Origin of the sequence: Venatorbacter sp. C2-1 (assembly GCF_022832715.1) — a bacterium.
Classification (GTDB): Bacteria; Pseudomonadota; Gammaproteobacteria; order Pseudomonadales; family Oceanobacteraceae; genus Venatoribacter; species Venatoribacter alkanivorans.
The window spans coordinates 2,995,435-3,013,980 of record NZ_CP094879.1 but is presented as its reverse complement, the minus strand read 5'-3'; the positions used below and the strand labels follow the sequence as shown (position 1 = coordinate 3,013,980).

The following is an 18,546-nucleotide window of genomic DNA, read 5'->3' as shown; positions in this document are numbered from 1 at the left end:
TTCTTCATTGTCAGGACTGAGTCCGGGCAGTGCAGAAAAGGAGAGTGAGATGAGTATTTTGAATAATATCTTTAGTTCCGGAAGCTCCGCAAGAGCGCGTGAAATGGAATCAACACTAAAAGCGCTCGATTCCAGTATGGCAAGAATCGAGTTTTCTATGGATGGTGTTATTCTTAATGCTAACAGTAACTTTCTTGATTTGCTCGGATACCGGCTGGATGAAGTTGTTGGTAAACATCACAGGATATTTGTCACTCCGGAGTATCGTGAAAGTGATGAATACCGTGACTTCTGGACTATTTTGAATCAGGGGAAGTTTCACCAGGAAGATTACCTGAGAATCAGGAAAGATGGCAGTGAAGTCTGGATTCAGGCCACTTATAACCCGGTTATGGACGATAGTGGCAAACCATTTAAAGTCGTTAAGTATGCCACTGATATAACCGAGCGTGTTAAGAAAGACCGGGAAAATAAAGTTAATGCAAACATGGCCGGTGCACTGGGGATATGCCAGGCAAATGTTATGTTGGCCGATAACGATATGAAAATAACGTACATTAATCAAAGCCTGAGAGAGATGCTTGAAGAAAGGGAGGAAGAAATCAGAAAGGAACTTCCCGATTTTAATATGAGTTCTCTGGTCGGGACTAATGTTGATGTCTTTCACAAGAAGCCGGGTCATCAGCGTAAGATGATTGCTGCTCTGAATGAGCCTTATAAAACCAATATCAAAGTTTCTGATCTTACGTTTTCATTAACTGCAACTCCCTGGCTGGACGTTTCCGGAAAGCGGATTGGTACAGTTGTCGAATGGTTTGATAAAACTAACGAACTGGCTCATGAAAAACGAGAACGTGATATCAGCAATGCTAATGCCAGGGTTAAGCAGGCTCTTGATGTCGTCACTACCAATGCCATGATTGCAGATAATGATCTTCGCATCGTGTATATGAACCAGGCCGTGAAAGACATGATGAAACACGCGGAGGCAGACCTTCGCCGGGATATTCCCGGCTTTGATGCCAGCCGTCTGGAAGGACAGAATATTGATGTATTCCACAAACGGCCAGAGCACCAGCGCACTATGCTGGCTGCCTTACAGAATACGTATAAAACCCAGATCACTGTTGGTGGCCGCACTTTTGGCCTCATCGCTAACCCCATTTTCAATGATGAAAAAGAACGCATCGGCACAATTGTTGAGTGGAAAGACCGTACTGATGAGGTATCAGCGGAACAGGAAATTGATCGTATTGTAGAAGCTGCAGCTTCCGGTGATTTGTCCCGGCGTATTGATCTGAGCGGCAAAGAAGGGTTCTTCCTGAATCTTGGTCAGGGGCTGAATCGTCTGCTGACCATCGCCGATAGTGTTATCAGCGATACAATCCGTGTATTTGATGCACTTGCACACGGTAATTTAACGCGAAAAATTGACGATGATTATCAGGGCGCATTCGATAAGCTCAAACAGGATGCTAACGCCACGGTTGATCGTCTGACCGATATTATTACGCGTATCCGTGAAGCGGCATCAACGGTCTCAACCGGTGCCAGTGAAATCGCTCAGGGGAATGCCGATCTGAGTAAGCGGACAGAATCGCAGGCATCCAGCCTGGAAGAAACTGCTTCCAGCATGGAAGAGATGACCAGTGCGGTAAAACAAACCAGCGAAAATTCAGTGCATGCCAATGAGCTGGCCAGCTCTGCGAAACAAAAAGCTCAGGTGGGAGGCGACGTTGTAAGCAAGGCCGTGGTTGCAATGGACGAAATTAACGCAGCCAGTAAGAAGATTGCAGACATTATCAGTGTGATTGATGAAATTGCCTTCCAGACTAATCTGCTTGCCTTGAATGCTGCCGTTGAGGCCGCCCGGGCCGGAGAGCAGGGCCGGGGGTTTGCTGTTGTTGCAGGCGAAGTCCGTAATCTGGCTCAGCGCTCAGCCGGAGCTGCCAGAGAGATTAAGGATCTGATTCGTGACAGCGTTGATAAAGTTGATGCAGGTACATCGCTGGTTAACGAATCAGGGAAAACACTGAATGAAATTATCCAGGCTGTGGATCGGGTGTCGGTGATGATTCAGGAAATCAGCACGGCAGCCAGAGAGCAATCGTCCGGTATTGAACAGGTTAACAGTGCTGTTGCACAAATGGACGAAATGACTCAGCAGAATGCCGCATTAGTTGAAGAAGCCTCTGCAGCAGGGGAAGCAATGGCCGAGCAGGCTCAGTCGATGCTGCAGATGATGGAGTTTTTCAGTATCGATGGTCATCAGCGCCAGTCTGCGCCTGTGCTTTCCTCTGTTCCTGCAGCTAAGCCTGCCGCGAAAAGCAGTGGGCACAGCCACGGGCAGAAAAGTACCGGCTTATCGGTGAAGGATGACGACGATGAATGGGCAGAGTTCTGATTTCTACCGATATGACAACTCCAACGGTATCGGCCGATAAAGATAGTGAAGTCCGCGAATTTTTGATGACGGATGAAGATTTTGCACAGATTGCTCATCTGGCAGGAGATCTGACCGGCATCGTTTTGGGGAATCATAAGCGGAATATGGTTTACAGCCGTATCGCCCGTCGTGTCCGGGCGCATGGTTACTCGACCTTCCGTCAGTATCTGGACTATCTTGAAAATAATCTGGAGGCGGAATCCACCGAGTTTATTAATTCACTGACAACCAATCTGACTTCGTTTTTCCGTGAAGGACATCACTTCAGTTTTTTAAAGGATACGCTCTTCCCGCAACTGAGGTTTGCCAATAAAGACCGCAAGCGCCTACGTATATGGTCGGCGGGCTGTTCTATTGGTCAGGAAGCATATTCGATTGCGATTACTCTGCGTCAGGTCGGTTTTCCATCCGATTGGGATGTGAAAATCCTGGCTACGGATCTGGACTCCAGTGTTCTGGATACCGGACGGGCCGGAATTTATCCGGCCTCTCATGTTGAGGGGCTGGAACCGTCAGTAGTGAAGCGTTTCTTTTTGCGCAGCCGTGATGAACGTTCTGTTCAGGTGAAGGATGAACTCCGGGATCTTGTCTATTTTAAACGTCTTAATCTGTTAGAAAGCTGGCCTTTAAAAGGTCCGTTCGATGTGATTTTCTGCCGTAATGTTGTGATCTACTTTAACAAGGATACACAGCGGATTCTGTTTGACCGGTACGCCGACCTTCTGCCTGTCGGAGGACATCTTATGATCGGGCATTCAGAAAACATATCCGGAATAACGGATCGGTTTGAATCGTTGGGAAATACCATATACAGGAAGGTTAAATGAGCATTATCCAGCCTGGACGTCCTGTACAGCCCCCTCCCAGCTCAGGTTTTGAACACGTTAACCGCTACTGGGATAATGTTCATCAGACCTGGGCTGCAAAAATTTTGCCGGGAGAATTTTATGTCTCCACGCATGGGGAAATGATCGTCACCGTACTTGGCTCCTGCATTGCAGCCTGCATTCGTGATCGTGTCCGCGGAATTGGTGGTATGAACCACTTCATGTTGCCGGAGCAGGGCGAGCATTCATCCGATGTCTGGGGTAGCAACCCCTCGACTCATGCCTCACGTTATGGCAACTGGGCAATGGAATATTTGATTAACGAAATTCTGAAACGTGGGGGGCGGCGTGAAAATCTGGAAGTAAAACTGTTTGGTGGCGGGCAGATGATTGCATCGATGAGTGACATTGGGCAGCGTAATATATTGTTTGCTTACAGTTATCTCGCCAATGAAAAAATCACCGTGGCAGCCGCGGATGTCGGTGATGTATTCGCCCGTAAGGTGCTTTATTTCCCCGATACCGGTTCAGTGAAAGTTCGCCGCATTAAACAGTTGCAGAATGATACATTGATTGCTCGTGAAGAGGCGTATCAAAAGGCGGTATCTCAACCAGCAGTATCTGATGCTGGTTCTATTGATCTGTTCTGAGAGGAATTATGAGCGCTAAGATCAGATTGTTAATCATTGATGATTCTGTACTCATCAGAAAAATGCTTAAGGAAGTGTTTGACTCTACCGCTGACATTGAAGTAATCGGTATGGCAGCAGACCCTTTTATTGCCCGGGACAAAATTAAGCAGCTGAATCCGGATGTACTGACACTGGATGTTGAAATGCCACGCATGAATGGCCTGCAGTTCCTGAATAATCTGATGCGGCTGCGGCCAATGCCGGTTGTCATGGTGTCAACGCTGACAGAGGCTGGAGCACCGGCTACATTGGATGCTTTGGAAATGGGAGCGGTTGATTACATCGCCAAACCTCAGGCTCAGAATGAACAAAGTTTTCTGGCTTTTGCTGCAGCGCTGACAGAAAAGGTACGGATGGCCGCTAATGCCAGAGTGCAGCCTCTGAAAAGCACGAAAATGTTGCGGCCTTTACCGGTAGTCGAGGCCTCGGTCAGTTACCGCCGCTGGATTGCTATTGGCTCCTCGACCGGTGGAACAGAAGCAATAAGAGAAGTTCTGAGCCGCTTGCCGGCTCATTGTCCGCCCATTGTGATCACCCAGCACATACCTGCAGTATTCAGTGCTTCACTGGCGATGCGTCTTGATCGTACTCTGGCAATTGAAGTTCGTGAGGCTTGTAACGGTCTTGAGGTCCGACCTGGCCGCGCAATTATTGCCCATGGAGACTATCACCTGCGTTTCCGCCGCGAAGGCCAGAGCTATTATTGTGTGCTGGATGACGGAGAAAAAGTAAACCGGCACCGGCCGTCGGTTGAAGTGATGTTTGATGATCTGGCAGAAAAGCTGGATAGCAAGCATCTGGTTGCAGTGATGTTGACCGGTATGGGCGCAGATGGCGCCAGAGCTATGCAACGATTACATGATGCGGGTGCTTATACGCTGGCTCAGGATGAGGCCAGCAGTGTCGTTTGGGGAATGCCGAAAGCAGCAGTTGATCTTGGAGCGGTTGATAAAATAGCTCCTTTGGGACGGATTGCTGAGCTGATGCTGGAAGCTGCTGTGTGATAGATTGCGGGCAGATGGCAACAATGACAAAAGACATCTTTGTGCTAAACCTATTGAAGGACTGACAGGATAACGACAGAATCAGAAAGTCCTGTAAATTGTAGTTAAGTAAGGTTTGCAGACACTCAGAGAAAACTCTCTTGGTGCACGACCAAAAACGGAATCGTCCCGTTTGGTTGAAGGAATAATTATTATCCGGTGGAGAAGAACAGATGACTGTACAAGCATCTCTCGCAGGGAATGGGCGGGAACTGACGATTAAAGTAGATGGGCGGTTTGATTTCAGTGCGCATCAGGAATTCCGCGATGCCTATGAAAGCATGGCTGCAGATGTTCAGAGCTACGTTGTGGATCTGGGTGGAACCTCTTACCTTGATAGTTCGGCATTGGGAATGTTGCTGCTGCTGAGAGATCACGCCGGTGGCGATGGGGCCGATGTCCGGATTGTTAACTGTAATCAGGATGTCCGGAAAATACTGACCATTTCTAACTTCGAACAGTTGTTCAAGATACAGTAAGCCAATACTGCATGGATGCCATTAAAGTTCTGATTGCGGATGATAATCAGATTGACCGGATGGTGCTGTCACGCATAGTGCGCAATCAGGGCTATCAGGTACTGGAAGCTGAGAATGGTGTAGAGGCTGTTCGTGCTTTCGACCTGCACCGTCCGGATATTATCCTGATGGATGTTATGATGCCGGTGATGGATGGTCGTGAGGCCGCCCGCCGTATCAAAGCTGATGCTGGAGAGGATTTTGTTCCGGTTATCTTTCTGACCTCTCTTACTGATGCGCAAAGCCTTGCAGACTGTCTGGAGTCGGGGGGCGATGACTTTCTCAGTAAGCCTTACAATCACATTATTCTGCAGGCAAAAATAAGCTCATTTTATCGTATGCGTGAGATGCACCGAACCGTGCAGCATCAGCGTGATACGATTGCCAGTAATAATGAACACCTCCTGCATGAACAGCATGTGGCCAAAGCCGTGTTTGATAACGTGGCTCATGCCGGCTGCCTTTCGGCACCTAATATCCGTTATATGTTGTCCCCACTGGCCGTCTTTAATGGCGACGTGTTACTGGCCGCGCGCAAACCTGCGGGAGGCATGCACGTTTTGCTCGGGGACTTTACCGGGCATGGTCTGCCCGCTGCGATTGGTGCTATGCCACTGGCAGAAATATTTTATGGTATGACGGCCAAGGGCTTTGCTCTGCGCGATATTCTGCGGGAAATTAATCTCAAGCTGAAAGGCATTCTTCCTGTTGGTTTTTTCTGCTGTGCTGTCGTTGTTGATCTGAATTTTGACCGTAAATCGGCAAGTGTCTGGATGGGTGGCGTACCGGATTGCTATATGCTGCGCCAGGATGGTGCCAGGGTTGAAAGCCTGAAGTCGACACATCTGCCACTTGGCGTGCTCAATAACGAACAGTTCAGCGATACCCTGACGGAATATCCTATGAGTGATGGCGACCGTCTGTTTTTGTGGTCCGATGGCATCGTTGAAGCCCGTAATCCGGCAGGCGAGATGTTTGGCGAAGAGCGTCTGCAGAATGTCTTCAGCAAGGCCTCAGATCCGCATCACGTATTTGATGATATTCAGCATGCGTTAGCGGAGTTTGTTGCTGACAGTGCCCGTGATGATGACACCACGCTGCTTGAGCTGCGGATGATTGCTGAGCATGAGCTGGAAGATATTGCTCTGCAGCTGGCGTCCGGGCCGTTATCCGGTCCGGTAGACTGGGAGATGTCTTATTATCTTGGGCATGAAACCCTGAGAAACTTTAATCCGTTGCCGCTGATGATTCATATCATGATGGAAGTACCCGGACTACGGGTAATGGGCGGGCAGCTGTATACCGTGATGGCAGAACTGTTTTCCAATGCGTTTGAACATGGCGTACTGGGGCTTAAATCTGAGCTGAAACGCTCATCGGATGGCTTTATGCAGTACTATCAGGAACGCGAAACCCGGCTTGCAGGGCTGAATGAAGGCTATGTCATTATCAGCATGAAACACCAGGGAGACGGACGCAGCGGACGATTAGTCCTGACGGTTGAAGATAGTGGCCCGGGGTTTGATTTCGCCCCTGTTTTTGATGAGCCAAAAGATCCGGCTTCTGCCCAATATTGCGGTCGGGGAATTCCTCTGGTTGATCAAATCTGTGAATCGCTGGAATATAAGGGCAGAGGCAATGTCGTCGAAGCGGTGATACGATGGCCGCAAATATTGGATGGGAGACTATGATGTCACTGGCAGAGCACTTTGACCCCGAGTCACTGGATATGCTCCGGGAAGTTATGGACGATGAATTTTCAGATCTGATGCAGGTCTACATCGACGACTCCCGGCAACGTCTGCCATTGCTGGCACAGGCGCTGCAGCAGCAGGATGCGCAGCAGCTGCGTGAGCTGGCGCACAGCTTTAAAGGTGCCAGCAGTAATATCAGTGCTAATGTTCTGGCGCAGTTATGTTATCAGCTGGAAACGGCAGCCCGGGAGGATAAGCTTGCCGGAGCCGATTTGCTGATTGCGCAGATTGAAGCTGAGTATTACGCCGTAGAAACCTTGCTGCAGGACATGCTGTAGGTTACTGGCTGCAGTGCCTGTTGTGGCCGCTGTGCCAATTATGTCTGATGTACAGCGCTCTTCCGTAACAACCATTCCTTTTTCTTTCCTCTTTTCGGCAATTTGGCCCGTGCTTTGCCTATAGCTACAGGTAAAGCCTTCTGCAGGCCTGAGTAACGGAGATTGGAATGAACGCGACGGGATCAACCTCCAACGCAACAAGTATTCTGCTGTCGCTGGGTATGACCGGCGACAGCGGGCTGTCTGGCCTCGGCGGAGAGGCCGGGGATCAGGGTTTTTCATCCTTACTGTCACAACTAATGCCGGGCGCTGGCGCAGGCCAGAACGCTTTGCTGCTCCCCTCGGCTGATGGCGCACAGACCTTGCCGCCGGAGCAACAAACCTTGCCGCTTATGCTGTCGTCAGCTGCTGTAGACGGTGGCGCAGATGTTAACGATCTGCTGGGACAAATCGGTCTGGGTCTGGAAATGGCTGCTCATACAGATGCCGTCAGGGCTGATGCAGTACCTGCAGCTCAGGTGCTGGCTGGCAGCCTGAAAGCATTATCTGTAACGGACAGTCACCCGGAGGACGATTCTGAAACACCGGATGCCGATGCATCGGCAGCCGCGATGCTGCTGGCGACAAGTGTACCTGTCAGTGATCCGGAAGCCGGAGCGATGAAGCCTGTGCCACAGAGTGAGGGGGCGCCGCAGCCGGGCGCTGTCGCCAGCATGATGGCGCCTGGTCAGACGCAGAAAACAGATCATGCCAGAAAGCCGGCAAGTGAGCCGTTGTCAGGCATCGCTGTAGCGACAACTGTTGATGACACCGCCACGGTCGCGGATGAAGGCGCTGGATTCTTACTGCCGGGCGAAGACCGGCCAGTTGCGCAAAGCCTTCAGGGACAGGGGCTAAGCCTGCAGGGGCAGCAAGGGGCGGTTCAGCCATCACCGAGCAGTGGGAGCACCCTTATTCCGCCAGCCAGTACTGCGGCAATGACTGCTGCAAGTACGGAAGATAACAGCAGCGCCAGTAGTTTTGTCAGTGAAAGTGGAGATACGCTGACGGATACCGAGCTGCAGGCGCAGCGGCTGCACAGTAGCCGTGAGAAGCTTGAGTTTGGCCAGGATCGTCGCGAGTGGGGTGGTGCACTGGGTGCCCGCATTATGACCATGGTGGCCGAAGATGTGCAGAAAGCCAGAATCCAGCTTGATCCACCGGAGCTGGGCAGTCTGGAAATTAAACTGCATGTCAGTCAGGATCAGGCCAGTGTGCAGGTTCAGGCGCAGCATGCTCATGTCAGAGAGGTTCTGGAAGCGAATGCTCACCGGTTGCGCGATGCTCTGGCAGCCCAGGGGATTACGCTGAATGGCTTTGATGTCAGTGAGCGTGGTCAGGGAAATGAGGGCTCTGGTCAGTCCGGCGATGGACAGGGAGCACAGGGCGGTGATGACTGGTTTGCTGAAGACGGTGTTGTGGATGATAAGCCACAGCCACAGGTAAGCAGCAATAATCTTCTGGATACCTTTGCCTGATCTTTCCCCGCCGGTGGCTATCGATGCCCTGGTGGCCCTAAGGCGTGTTTAATCAGTTTTTATACACACTGATAAACACGCCGCTTATTGGCTCAGAATTTTTCAGGCAATGCGCTGAGTGTGTAAACAGTTCAGCGTATTACCCGTGCTGAGCACAATCCTCTTCTATATCGCCGTAATTCCGGCACCTGCGGCAGAACCTTCTAGACTTACAGCAGCTTTCACGGGTTATTGGTCGTGATGCGATGGATTTTTGACGGAAATCTATGGCACAGCTATTGCTAAATTGACATTTACTGGGAGATTTTCCGACATGGCAGCAGAACAAGATCTGAAACTAGATGGTGGCAATACCGCAGCAGAAGCACCTGCCGGGGGCAGTAAAAAGAAGCTGATTCTGATTATTGCCGCTGCCGTCCTGTTGATTGCAGTGGCGGTTGGGGTGACGCTTTTTCTGGTCGGCGGCGATGACAGCAGTACAGATGAAAACAGTGCTGACACGGAAGAAACCGTTGCTGAAGAGCCGTTGCTACCGGCTCAGTATGTGATTCTGAAGCCAGAGTTTGTGGTGAGTTTTCAGGTCGGCTCACGTCAGCGCTACCTGCAGGTCAGTATTGATGTTATGACCCGTAAACCAGCAGTTGTTGATGCGCTGAATTTGCATGAACCGATGATACGTAACGATATTATCCGGGTCATCGGCGAACAGAATTTTGACCGGTTACGGACGGCGGAAGGGCGGGTCGAACTGCAGGAGTTATTGCTGCAGCAGGTTCGTCAGATCGTACAGCGGGAATCGGGTATAGAGGGCGTAGAAGCTCTTTTATTTACCAATTTTGTAATGCAGTAAGGAACACAGAGCGTGCAAGATTTACTGTCGCAAGATGAAATTGATGCGTTATTGCACGGTGTCGACGAAGGCGATATTGAGCCGGAAGATGACATTGATGCTGCAGGGGTCAAAGCCTACGACCTGACCAGCAACGACCGTATTGTACGCGGTCGTATGCCAACGCTGGAAATGATCAACGAACGCTTTGCACGCTATACCCGCATCAGCATGTTTAACTTTTTACGCCGCAGTGCTGATGTTGCATCCGGCGGTGTTCAGATTATGAAATTTGGTGAGTACGTACACACCCTGTACGTACCAACCAGTCTTAATCTGGTAAAAATGCGGCCGTTACGTGGTACTGCATTATTTATTATGGATGCCAAGCTGGTATTTAAACTGGTTGATAACTTTTTTGGCGGTGATGGCCGTCACGCCAAAATTGAAGGACGCGAATTTACACCAACGGAAGTGCGTGTGGTACAGCTGGTTCTGAGCCAGATGTTCAGTGATATGATCGAGGCCTGGGGGCCGGTCATGAAACTGGAATTTGAATATGTCGGCTCCGAAGTAAACCCGGCAATGGCTAATATTGTCAGCCCGAGTGAAGTGGTCGTGGTCAGCACATTTCATATTGAACTGGACGGCGGCGGCGGCGATCTGCACCTGACCATTCCTTATTCCATGATCGAGCCCATCCGCGAAGTGCTGGATGCCGGTGTGCAGAGTGATGTGGACGACGTCGATGAGCGCTGGCTGCAGTCATTACGTGAAGATATTCTGGATGCCCGTGTTCCGATACATGGCACGCTGGTAGACCGCTATATCACACTGCGCGAGGTTGCAGCACTGAAAGCCGGTGATGTTATTCCCGTGGACTTACCAGAAGAATTTATTTTGCAAGCCAATGGCGTACCGATTTTCCGCGGGAAAATGGGTATTTCAGATGAAAATTTAGCGGTCAAAATTATTGATCAGCTGAAAAGCAGACGGCGCTGACAGGAGAGTAATATGAGTGATGACAACGAAAAAGACCTGCCAGAAGAAGAGTCTTCTGAACTTGATGCTGATGCTCTGGCGAATGAAGTCGCGGCCGGTGTTTCCGATGCGGGTGATGATGAAGAAGCACTCGCGGATGAATGGGCGGCAGCGATGGAAGAGGCTGGTGAACTGGATGGGGATGACGGCGCTGATGCCGCTTCCGATATTCGCCAGGTTGAGCTGGATGAACTGCACGATGACAGCAAACCCGGCGATAACAACGGCATTGGCCCTGAACTGGATGTCATTCTGGATATTCCGGTCCGTATTTCAATGGAAGTTGGCGCAACACAGATTCCGATCCGTAATTTATTGCAGCTGAATCAGGGCTCAGTGGTAGAGCTTGACCGTCTGGCGGGGGAGCCTCTGGATGTTATGGTCAACGGCACATTGATCGCTCACGGTGAAGTGGTAATGGTGAACGATAAGTTTGGTATTCGTCTGACCGATGTGGTGAGCCAAAGTGAACGTATTCAGCGCCTGCGTTAAAGCGGGCTTAATGACCCCGGTATTTCTGAGTACAGCGCTTGCGGTTGCTGAACCGGCTTTGCCGGCAGCTCCCGATCCGTTATCGTCAGTTGGTAAGGTCGTCATTTTTTTGCTGCTTATTGTGGGCTTGATTCTGCTTTTGGCCTGGCTGGTCAATAAGACTCAGGGGCAGCGGCTTGGGGGAGGCAATGCAAAACTGAAAATGGTTGCCGTTCTGCCGTTGGGAATGAAAGAAAAGATTGCGGTTGTTCAGGTCGGTAATAAGCAACTGTTGGTGGGGATTACACCGCAACAAATAACCACCCTGGCGGAACTGGATGAGCCATTGACGCTGGATGAGGGCGCTGGCTCTGTCAGTTTTCAGGATCTGCTGAAAAAAGCGATACGCTCATGAAAATAACAGCACTGATCAGAATCCTGTTGGGCAGCAGCCTGCTGATGTTTCCGTTGCTGAGTATGGCGGCTGATCCGCAACCATCTTATCTGGGCATTCCGGCGGTTGTGTATAAATCGACGGATAGTGGTGGCGAATATACGGTCACCATTCAGATTCTGGCGATTATGACCATGCTGTCGGTGTTGCCGTCTCTGCTGATTATGATGACGTCATTCACCCGTATTATCGTCGTAATGGCTATTCTCCGGCAGGCCATTGGTTTGCAGCAAACACCGTCAAATCAGGTGTTGTTAGGGCTGTCTTTGTTTCTGACTATTTTTATTATGATGCCTATCTTCCGGACGATTAATGCGGAAGCCGTACAGCCCTATCTGGCCGAAACGATTACACCACTGGAAGCTGCAGAGCGGGCAATTAAACCATTGCATGAATTTATGCTGATGCAAACCCGGGAAAATGATCTGCAGATGTTTATACGAATCAGTGGTCGCGATGATATTGCCAGCCCGGAAGAAACACCGATCCATATTTTAATTCCTGCATTTATTACCAGTGAGCTGAAAACGGCTTTCCAGATCGGTTTTCTGATATTTATTCCCTTTCTTATTATCGATCTGGTGGTGGCCAGTATTCTGATGGCGATGGGTATGATGATGCTGTCACCCATTATTATCTCTCTGCCATTTAAGATAATGTTGTTTGTACTCATTGATGGCTGGGTCCTGATTATGGGCACCATGGCCAACAGTTTCGGAACGGTTTAGGAGGCGCTATGACACCATCAGAGATTGGGGATTTGTTTACCCATGCGCTTTATCTGGTTCTGGCGATTGTTGTTGCAATCATTGTTCCGAGTCTGATTGTTGGTCTGATCGTCAGTACCTTTCAGGCCGCTACCCAGATCAACGAACAAACCCTGAGCTTCCTGCCGCGCCTGGTCGTTACGCTGCTGGCTATTATTGCTTTTGGTCCCTGGGCGGTGAATGCTGTACTGGATTTCACCAAAGAAATTTACACCAATATTCCCTTTATTATCGGATAACCTGTGCTGGAACTGGATGCGCTGGATGTCAGTCACTGGATAAGTCGTTATGTTTATCCGTTCGCGCGGATTTCCGGACTGTTAATGGTTATGCCGCTGATTGGTACGCGTATGGTATCGCAGCGCGTACGTCTGATTCTGGCGATTACCATCACGCTGGTGGTTGTTCCTGTACTGCCTCCTTTTATCAAAGTCGATGCGCTGTCACTCGCTTCGCTGATTATTATTCTGCAGCAGCTGCTGATTGGGATTCTTCTCGGTTTTGTCGTCGAATTACTGACGCAGGTTTTTGTTATCGCCGGACAACTGATTGCGATGCAAACCGGTCTGGGGATTGCGACGACGGTCGATCCGTCGCAGGGCGCATCGGTGGTTGTTATCAGCCAATGGCTGTTATTTATGATCAGTCTGGTGTTTCTGTCACTGAACGGGCATCTGGTGCTTATCGAAATCCTGATCGACAGTTTTTATACCATGCCGATAGGCTTTGATGGTTGGACGCAGAAAGAACTGGGTTTGGTGGTAACCTGGAGCGGTTGGATGTTTGCGGCGGCGCTGGTCATTGCTTTGCCGGCAATGACAGCCCTGCTGATTGTTAACCTGGCATTTGGCGTTATGACCCGTGCAGCACCACAGCTGAATATTTTTGCACTGGGTTTTCCGGTCACCATGATTGTTGGTTTATTTATTTTATGGCTCAGCATGGGAGAGATGGCACAGAGTTTTCAAGTCTATATGGACACGCTGTTTGAATTCATCAAAAAATTGACGGAGATGTCCTGATATGGCGGAAGATTCCGGTCAGGAAAAAAGTGAAGAGCCCACGGCGCGAAGGTTAGACAAAGCCCGTGAGGAAGGTCAGGCTCCCCGTTCGAAAGAGCTGAATACCACCATGGTTTTGTTATTGGGCGCTCTGGGATTATTGGCTTTTGGTCCCTGGATGGCCGAGCATATTAACCATATTGCCCGCTTCAGTTTTTCTCTCGAACGTGAAGCAGCCTTTGACCAGAGCATTATGTACGCTCATCTTGGCGCGTCATTATGGCAGGCGACACTGGCGCTGACCCCCTGGCTGATACTGGTTCTTCTGGCGGCCTTATTTGGACCGCTCGGTGTTGGCGGCTGGATTTTTTCCACTAAAGCACTGGCCCCCAAGCTTGATCGCCTTAATCCGTTAAGTGGTCTTAAGCGCATGTTCTCTATGAATTCATTGGTCGAGCTGGTGAAATCCTGGGCCAAAGTTCTGGTGGTCGGGCTTATGGCCTGGCTGGTGCTGTCGGCCTATTTTGAAGATGCAATGCTGTTGCAGCATAAAGAAGCTGAGCCGGCGGTGAGTGGCGCCGTTCATATTATTATCTGGAGTGTTATTTTTCTTTGCCTCTCTACCGTGGTTATCGCCATCGCCGACGTTCCCTGGCAGATATACAGTCATACCAAAAAACTGCGTATGACAATGCAGGAAATTAAAGACGAATATAAAGAGAGCGAAGGTCGTCCCGAAGTGAAAGGGCGTATCAGACAGTTGCAACGGGAAGCATCGCAGCGCCGTATGATGGCGGACGTACCGACAGCTGATGTGGTGATTACCAACCCGACACATTTCGCTGTCGCTTTAAAATACGAATCAGACATGATGCGTGCCCCAACCTTAGTAGCTAAAGGCTCTGATCAGGTGGCGATGAAAATCCGTGAAATCGCCAAAGAAAATAACGTGCCGCAGATGCAGGCACCGCCACTGGCACGGGCGCTCTATACCCACGGTAAAATCGGTGAAGAAATTCCCGAAGGTCTGTATGTAGCAGTAGCTCAGGTGCTGGCGTACATTTATCAGATGGATCTGTATATCAAAGGGCGTGGGCCCAGACCCGAACGTAAACCGGATATGCCGATTCCGCGCGACCTCAGGGTTGACCCTGAGCCACAATAATTCCTTTAAAAGCCGGCAATACCGGCTTTTTTTATCGCTATTTTCCTGCCTTTGGAAAAATAGGAAAGGTTTTTGCAATACCCTCTGCCAATGATGTTTTTCTGACGGATGTGGTCATGGCAGTAGCCTCAAAAAATCAGGTAATGGGTCAGCTTAAGGGCGGTATGTCGCTGCTGGCTCAGGGGAATTTAAGCATTCCCGTGATGCTGCTGGTACTGCTGGGCATGATGACGCTGCCGCTGCCGCCGTTCCTGCTGGATACCTTTTTTACATTCAATATTGCTTTATCCATCGTTGTGCTGCTGGTGAGTGTCTACGCCCGCCGGCCGCTGGATTTTGCTATTTTTCCGACCATTCTGCTGGTCGCGACATTACTGCGTCTTGCGCTGAACGTGGCGTCGACACGGGTGGTATTGCTGTACGGTCATGAAGGTGGCGATTCTGCGGGTAAGGTGATCGAGGCTTTTGGTGAAGTGCTGATCGGCGGTAACTATGCCGTGGGTCTGGTGGTTTTTATGATTCTGATGATCATCAACTTTGTGGTGGTCACCAAAGGTGCCGGCCGGGTATCGGAAGTCAGCGCCCGCTTTACCCTGGATGCGATGCCCGGTAAACAGATGGCGATTGATGCTGATCTGAACGCCGGTCTGATCGATGCGGATCAGGCGAAGATCCGTCGTGCGGATGTTGCTGCAGAAGCAGACTTTTATGGTTCGATGGATGGTGCCAGCAAATTCGTAAAAGGTGATGCGGTCGCCGGTATCCTGATTCTGATCATTAACGTTGTCGGTGGTTTTGGCATCGGTATGGCTCAGCATGGCCTGAGCTTCAGTGACGCTGTGTCCGCTTATACCCTGCTGGCGATAGGTGACGGCCTGGTTGCTCAGATTCCGTCGCTGCTGCTGTCAACGGCAACTGCCATTATGGTGACCCGTAATGGTGGTGACGAAGATATGGGGCAGCAGATCTTCGGCCAGATGTTCGCGTCTTCGCGTGCTCTGGCGGTTGCTGCCGGGCTGATGTTTATGATGGGCATCGTGCCTGGTATGCCGCATGGCGTATTTCTTGGCGCCGCCCTGATTGCTGCCAGCGTTGCTTACTTTATTCACTGGCGCAAAGACGGCGGTAAGCTCGGAGATGCGATCGCCCAGCGTATCGGCGCTCAGCCGAAGGCGGCAGAAGCGCTGCCAGCGGGCAGTGGTAACGCATTGGCAGCGCCAAAAGAAAAAGCCGAAGCCGCAATCAAGCAAATGGAAGTCAAAGAACTTGGCTGGGATGACGTCGAGCCGGTTGACCGTGTCGGCCTAGAAGTAGGCTACCGCCTGATTCCTCTGGTTGATAAAAATCAGGGCGGCCAGCTGCTGAACCGGATTAAAGGCGTTCGCCGCAAACTGTCGCAGGAAATGGGCTTCCTGATGCCTTCTGTACATATCCGCGACAACCTTGATCTGCTGCCCAATCAATACCGTATCACTCTGATGGGCGTCACTCTGGCGGAAGCCGAAATTTATCCGGAGCGTGAAATGGCGATTAATCCGGGTCAGGTGTTCGGCAAAATAGACGGTCTGGCTGCCAAAGATCCGGCCTTTGGGCTGGATGCTTTCTGGATTGATGCAACCCAGAAAGACCGGGCGCAGACCCTTGGTTACACCGTTGTGGATGCCAGCACAGTAGTCGCGACCCACCTGAATCAGAAATTACAGCGCCATGCGCATGAGTTGCTGGGTCATGAAGATGTTCAGCAGCTGGTTGATATGCTGGCCAAAGCATCACCGAAACTGGCCGAAGAGCTGGTACCTAATACTTTAAGTATCAGTCAGTTACTGGCGGTTCTGCAGAATCTTTTGCGTGAACATGTACCTATCCGCGATATGCGCTCTATTGCCGAGTCTTTGGCGAATAGTGGCAGTCAGAGTCAAGATACCGCCGCTATGACAGCTTCTGCACGCCTTGCCCTTAGCCGGATGATTGTCCAGAACATCTTTGGTAATGCGGATGAGCTGGTGGTTATGACGCTGGATCCGGGGCTGGAACAGTTGTTGCTTAAAACCCTTCAGCAAAGCGGACAACAGGCCGGACAGTATGGTCTGGTGCTGGAACCGGGAATGGCCGATACCCTGCAACGCTCTCTGGCCGAAGCAGTACAGGCGCAGGAAATGGCAGGCAATCCGGCGGTGCTGCTGGTAACCAGCCAGCTGCGTGCGGCGATGGCCCAGTTTGTACGCAACAGCATCGAGCAACTGCAGGTGCTGGCGTATCAGGAAGTTCCGGACAACAAGAGTATTACCATTGTCGCCAGTATTGGCGGCAAATAGGCCCTTACGAATCATGAGTGCTGACTATGAAAGTTAAACGCTTCACCGCAGCCAATATGCAGCTGGCACTGCGTCTGGTCTCCCAGGAACTGGGAGCGGATGCGGTCATTCTGTCGAGCAAGAAAGTAGCGGACGGATTTGAAGTGGTCGCCGCTCTGGACTATCAGCCGGGCCATGAGCAGGAACGGGCGGAAATCGAACGCCAGCTGCGCCTGCAGCAGGAACTGGAGGAAGCGAAAGCGGCATCCCGTGAACCACAGCCAGCGCTGAAAAAACGTGATGAGCGCTATGAAGAACGTATGGCGTTTGCCGGAAAGAGTGATCTTTCCAGCACAGAATCGCTGTCGGCGGTATTGAGTGGCCTGAAAAATGATGATTTCAGTCGCGCCGCCCCGGCAGGTTCGGGCAAAACCGGCCCGGATAACGGCCGCGACGCCACTGAAGACAGCATGTTGCGTCGCCGCGCGGATCAGGAAGGCGAGTGGTACAACAACGTTATTCAGCAAATGAGCGGAGAATTACGTGAGCTGAAAGACTGGATGGTCAGCCATCAGGGCAGTGCCTGGGATACTCACCGGCCACTGACCTGGCAGCAGTCGCAATTGTGGCAGCGCTGTCAGGATGTCGGGCTGGAGGCGGCCTGGGCGGATCGTGTAGCCAGTCGTATTGATGGCGATGTACCGCTCGAAGACGCCTGGAAAAAAGCATTGAAGCTGATTGCTTCAGACTTGCCGGTAGCCCCGAATGGATTGCTTGATCGCGGTGGTATTTATGCACTGGTTGGCCCGACCGGGGCGGGAAAAACGACCACCATCGGCAAGCTGGCCGCACAGTTTGTGATACGCCACGGAGCGGAATCGGTGGCTTTGATCACCCTCGATAATTACCGCGTAGCGGCGCATGATCAGCTGCGGACCTTTGCCCGCATATTAGGGGTAACCCTGCATGTTGTGCCGGTGAATGGTGATCTGAACAAGGCGCTTGATGGTGTTCGTGACAAAAAACTGGTGTTGGTTGATAGCGCCGGGCTGGCAAGTCAGGATCCACATTTTGCTGCGCAATTGTCTATGCTTAAACAGGCCGGAGCGCGTCTGAAAAAGCTGCTGGTATTACCTCTGACCAGTCAGGGACGTTGCCTGCAGGAAAACTATGAACATTTTAAAGCGGCAGGTTTGGCGGGTTGTGTGTTTACCAAGCTGGATGAGTGTTTCAGTCTTGGGCCTGCCATGAGTGTCTCGGCGCTGACTCAGCTGCCGGTCACCCTGGTGACTGATGGACCGCACATCCCCGATGATGTGCATTATCCGGATGCTGAAAAACTGGTGAAACTGGCGGAGCAGATGGCGCGCATGGCGCGTACCCGCTGGCAGGCCGCCGAAGCCATGAGCTTCGCCACTCAGCATTCCAGTATTCAACACGGAGTATAAC

Annotated in this window: 18 protein-coding genes; all 18 read left to right on the top strand. The window is 51.0% G+C overall.

Annotated elements, in window-relative coordinates; genetic code table 11:
- The first annotated feature begins 103 nt into the window (after positions 1-103).
- The 18 genes from MT343_RS19600 (at position 104) to flhF (ending at position 18,545) form a co-directional block, all read left to right on the top strand.
- Complete coding sequence (locus MT343_RS19600) at positions 104-2,404, top strand: methyl-accepting chemotaxis protein (protein ID WP_274704277.1); 2,301 nt, start codon at positions 104-106, stop codon at positions 2,402-2,404.
- Positions 2,389-3,273, top strand: a complete 885-nt coding sequence (locus MT343_RS13515; RefSeq protein WP_225693522.1) for a CheR family methyltransferase — start codon at positions 2,389-2,391, stop codon at positions 3,271-3,273. Before MT343_RS19600 ends, MT343_RS13515 begins: the two co-directional genes overlap by 16 nt.
- Positions 3,270-3,923 (top strand): chemoreceptor glutamine deamidase CheD, encoded by a 654-nt coding sequence (cheD, locus tag MT343_RS13510; protein ID WP_145465792.1) that lies wholly within the window; start codon positions 3,270-3,272, stop codon positions 3,921-3,923. The genes MT343_RS13515 and cheD overlap by 4 nt, the downstream gene beginning before the upstream one ends.
- A gap of 8 nt (positions 3,924-3,931) precedes the next feature.
- Positions 3,932-4,969, top strand: coding sequence for a protein-glutamate methylesterase/protein-glutamine glutaminase (locus MT343_RS13505; protein ID WP_145465791.1), 1,038 nt, complete (start codon positions 3,932-3,934; stop codon positions 4,967-4,969).
- A 212-nt stretch (positions 4,970-5,181) separates the two neighbouring features.
- Positions 5,182-5,487: an STAS domain-containing protein gene (locus tag MT343_RS13500; RefSeq protein WP_145465790.1), complete on the top strand. Its 306-nt coding sequence runs from the start codon at positions 5,182-5,184 to the stop codon at positions 5,485-5,487.
- 11 nt (positions 5,488-5,498) lie between these two features.
- Positions 5,499-7,217 (top strand): ATP-binding SpoIIE family protein phosphatase, encoded by a 1,719-nt coding sequence (locus MT343_RS13495; RefSeq protein WP_145465789.1) that lies wholly within the window; start codon positions 5,499-5,501, stop codon positions 7,215-7,217.
- Complete coding sequence (locus tag MT343_RS13490; protein WP_222428423.1) at positions 7,214-7,558, top strand: Hpt domain-containing protein; 345 nt, start codon at positions 7,214-7,216, stop codon at positions 7,556-7,558. The genes MT343_RS13495 and MT343_RS13490 overlap by 4 nt, the downstream gene beginning before the upstream one ends.
- A 167-nt stretch (positions 7,559-7,725) precedes the next feature.
- Positions 7,726-9,075 (top strand): flagellar hook-length control protein FliK, encoded by a 1,350-nt coding sequence (locus tag MT343_RS13485; protein ID WP_145465788.1) that lies wholly within the window; start codon positions 7,726-7,728, stop codon positions 9,073-9,075.
- A gap of 313 nt (positions 9,076-9,388) precedes the next feature.
- Positions 9,389-9,925: a flagellar basal body-associated FliL family protein gene (locus MT343_RS13480; protein ID WP_145465787.1), complete on the top strand. Its 537-nt coding sequence runs from the start codon at positions 9,389-9,391 to the stop codon at positions 9,923-9,925.
- 12 nt (positions 9,926-9,937) lie between these two features.
- Entirely contained in the window at positions 9,938-10,906 is a 969-nt protein-coding gene (fliM, locus tag MT343_RS13475) for a flagellar motor switch protein FliM (RefSeq protein WP_145465786.1), read from the top strand.
- A 12-nt stretch (positions 10,907-10,918) separates the two neighbouring features.
- Positions 10,919-11,437 carry a flagellar motor switch protein FliN gene (gene fliN / locus MT343_RS13470; protein ID WP_145465785.1) on the top strand — a complete coding sequence of 173 codons (519 nt, stop codon included), beginning with the start codon at positions 10,919-10,921 and terminating at the stop codon, positions 11,435-11,437.
- Positions 11,438-11,447: 10 nt separating this feature from the next.
- Positions 11,448-11,831: a flagellar biosynthetic protein FliO gene (fliO, locus tag MT343_RS13465; RefSeq protein ID WP_145465784.1), complete on the top strand. Its 384-nt coding sequence runs from the start codon at positions 11,448-11,450 to the stop codon at positions 11,829-11,831.
- Positions 11,828-12,598 carry a flagellar type III secretion system pore protein FliP gene (gene fliP, locus MT343_RS13460; RefSeq protein WP_145465783.1) on the top strand — a complete coding sequence of 257 codons (771 nt, stop codon included), beginning with the start codon at positions 11,828-11,830 and terminating at the stop codon, positions 12,596-12,598. The genes fliO and fliP overlap by 4 nt, the downstream gene beginning before the upstream one ends.
- 8 nt (positions 12,599-12,606) lie before the next feature.
- Positions 12,607-12,876, top strand: coding sequence for a flagellar biosynthesis protein FliQ (fliQ, locus tag MT343_RS13455; RefSeq protein ID WP_145465782.1), 270 nt, complete (start codon positions 12,607-12,609; stop codon positions 12,874-12,876).
- Positions 12,877-12,879: 3 nt separating this feature from the next.
- Positions 12,880-13,659: a flagellar biosynthetic protein FliR gene (fliR, locus tag MT343_RS13450; protein WP_145465781.1), complete on the top strand. Its 780-nt coding sequence runs from the start codon at positions 12,880-12,882 to the stop codon at positions 13,657-13,659.
- 1 nt (position 13,660) lies between these two features.
- Positions 13,661-14,803 carry a flagellar biosynthesis protein FlhB gene (flhB, locus tag MT343_RS13445; protein WP_145465780.1) on the top strand — a complete coding sequence of 381 codons (1,143 nt, stop codon included), beginning with the start codon at positions 13,661-13,663 and terminating at the stop codon, positions 14,801-14,803.
- Positions 14,804-14,919: 116 nt separating this feature from the next.
- The gene (gene flhA, locus MT343_RS13440; RefSeq protein WP_145465779.1) at positions 14,920-17,118 is read left to right on the top strand and encodes a flagellar biosynthesis protein FlhA; all 2,199 of its coding nucleotides are present in this window, start codon (positions 14,920-14,922) and stop codon (positions 17,116-17,118) included.
- Between the two features lie 26 nt (positions 17,119-17,144).
- Entirely contained in the window at positions 17,145-18,545 is a 1,401-nt protein-coding gene (gene flhF, locus MT343_RS13435) for a flagellar biosynthesis protein FlhF (protein ID WP_145465778.1), read from the top strand.
- The last annotated feature ends 1 nt before the right edge of the window (position 18,546 follow it).

Bases quoted from the DNA above. Each gene is read 5' to 3' on its own strand.
- MT343_RS19600 (WP_274704277.1), top strand. From the start codon at position 104: ATGGAATCAACACTAAAAGCGCTCGATTCCAGTATGGCAAGAATCGAG.
- MT343_RS13515 (WP_225693522.1), top strand. From the start codon at position 2,389: ATGGGCAGAGTTCTGATTTCTACCGATATGACAACTCCAACGGTATCG.
- cheD (WP_145465792.1), top strand. From the start codon at position 3,270: ATGAGCATTATCCAGCCTGGACGTCCTGTACAGCCCCCTCCCAGCTCA.
- MT343_RS13505 (WP_145465791.1), top strand. From the start codon at position 3,932: ATGAGCGCTAAGATCAGATTGTTAATCATTGATGATTCTGTACTCATC.
- MT343_RS13500 (WP_145465790.1), top strand. From the start codon at position 5,182: ATGACTGTACAAGCATCTCTCGCAGGGAATGGGCGGGAACTGACGATT.
- MT343_RS13495 (WP_145465789.1), top strand. From the start codon at position 5,499: ATGGATGCCATTAAAGTTCTGATTGCGGATGATAATCAGATTGACCGG.
- MT343_RS13490 (WP_222428423.1), top strand. From the start codon at position 7,214: ATGATGTCACTGGCAGAGCACTTTGACCCCGAGTCACTGGATATGCTC.
- MT343_RS13485 (WP_145465788.1), top strand. From the start codon at position 7,726: ATGAACGCGACGGGATCAACCTCCAACGCAACAAGTATTCTGCTGTCG.
- MT343_RS13480 (WP_145465787.1), top strand. From the start codon at position 9,389: ATGGCAGCAGAACAAGATCTGAAACTAGATGGTGGCAATACCGCAGCA.
- fliN (WP_145465785.1), top strand. From the start codon at position 10,919: ATGAGTGATGACAACGAAAAAGACCTGCCAGAAGAAGAGTCTTCTGAA.
- fliO (WP_145465784.1), top strand. From the start codon at position 11,448: ATGACCCCGGTATTTCTGAGTACAGCGCTTGCGGTTGCTGAACCGGCT.
- fliP (WP_145465783.1), top strand. From the start codon at position 11,828: ATGAAAATAACAGCACTGATCAGAATCCTGTTGGGCAGCAGCCTGCTG.
- fliQ (WP_145465782.1), top strand. From the start codon at position 12,607: ATGACACCATCAGAGATTGGGGATTTGTTTACCCATGCGCTTTATCTG.
- flhB (WP_145465780.1), top strand. From the start codon at position 13,661: ATGGCGGAAGATTCCGGTCAGGAAAAAAGTGAAGAGCCCACGGCGCGA.
- flhA (WP_145465779.1), top strand. From the start codon at position 14,920: ATGGCAGTAGCCTCAAAAAATCAGGTAATGGGTCAGCTTAAGGGCGGT.
- flhF (WP_145465778.1), top strand. From the start codon at position 17,145: ATGAAAGTTAAACGCTTCACCGCAGCCAATATGCAGCTGGCACTGCGT.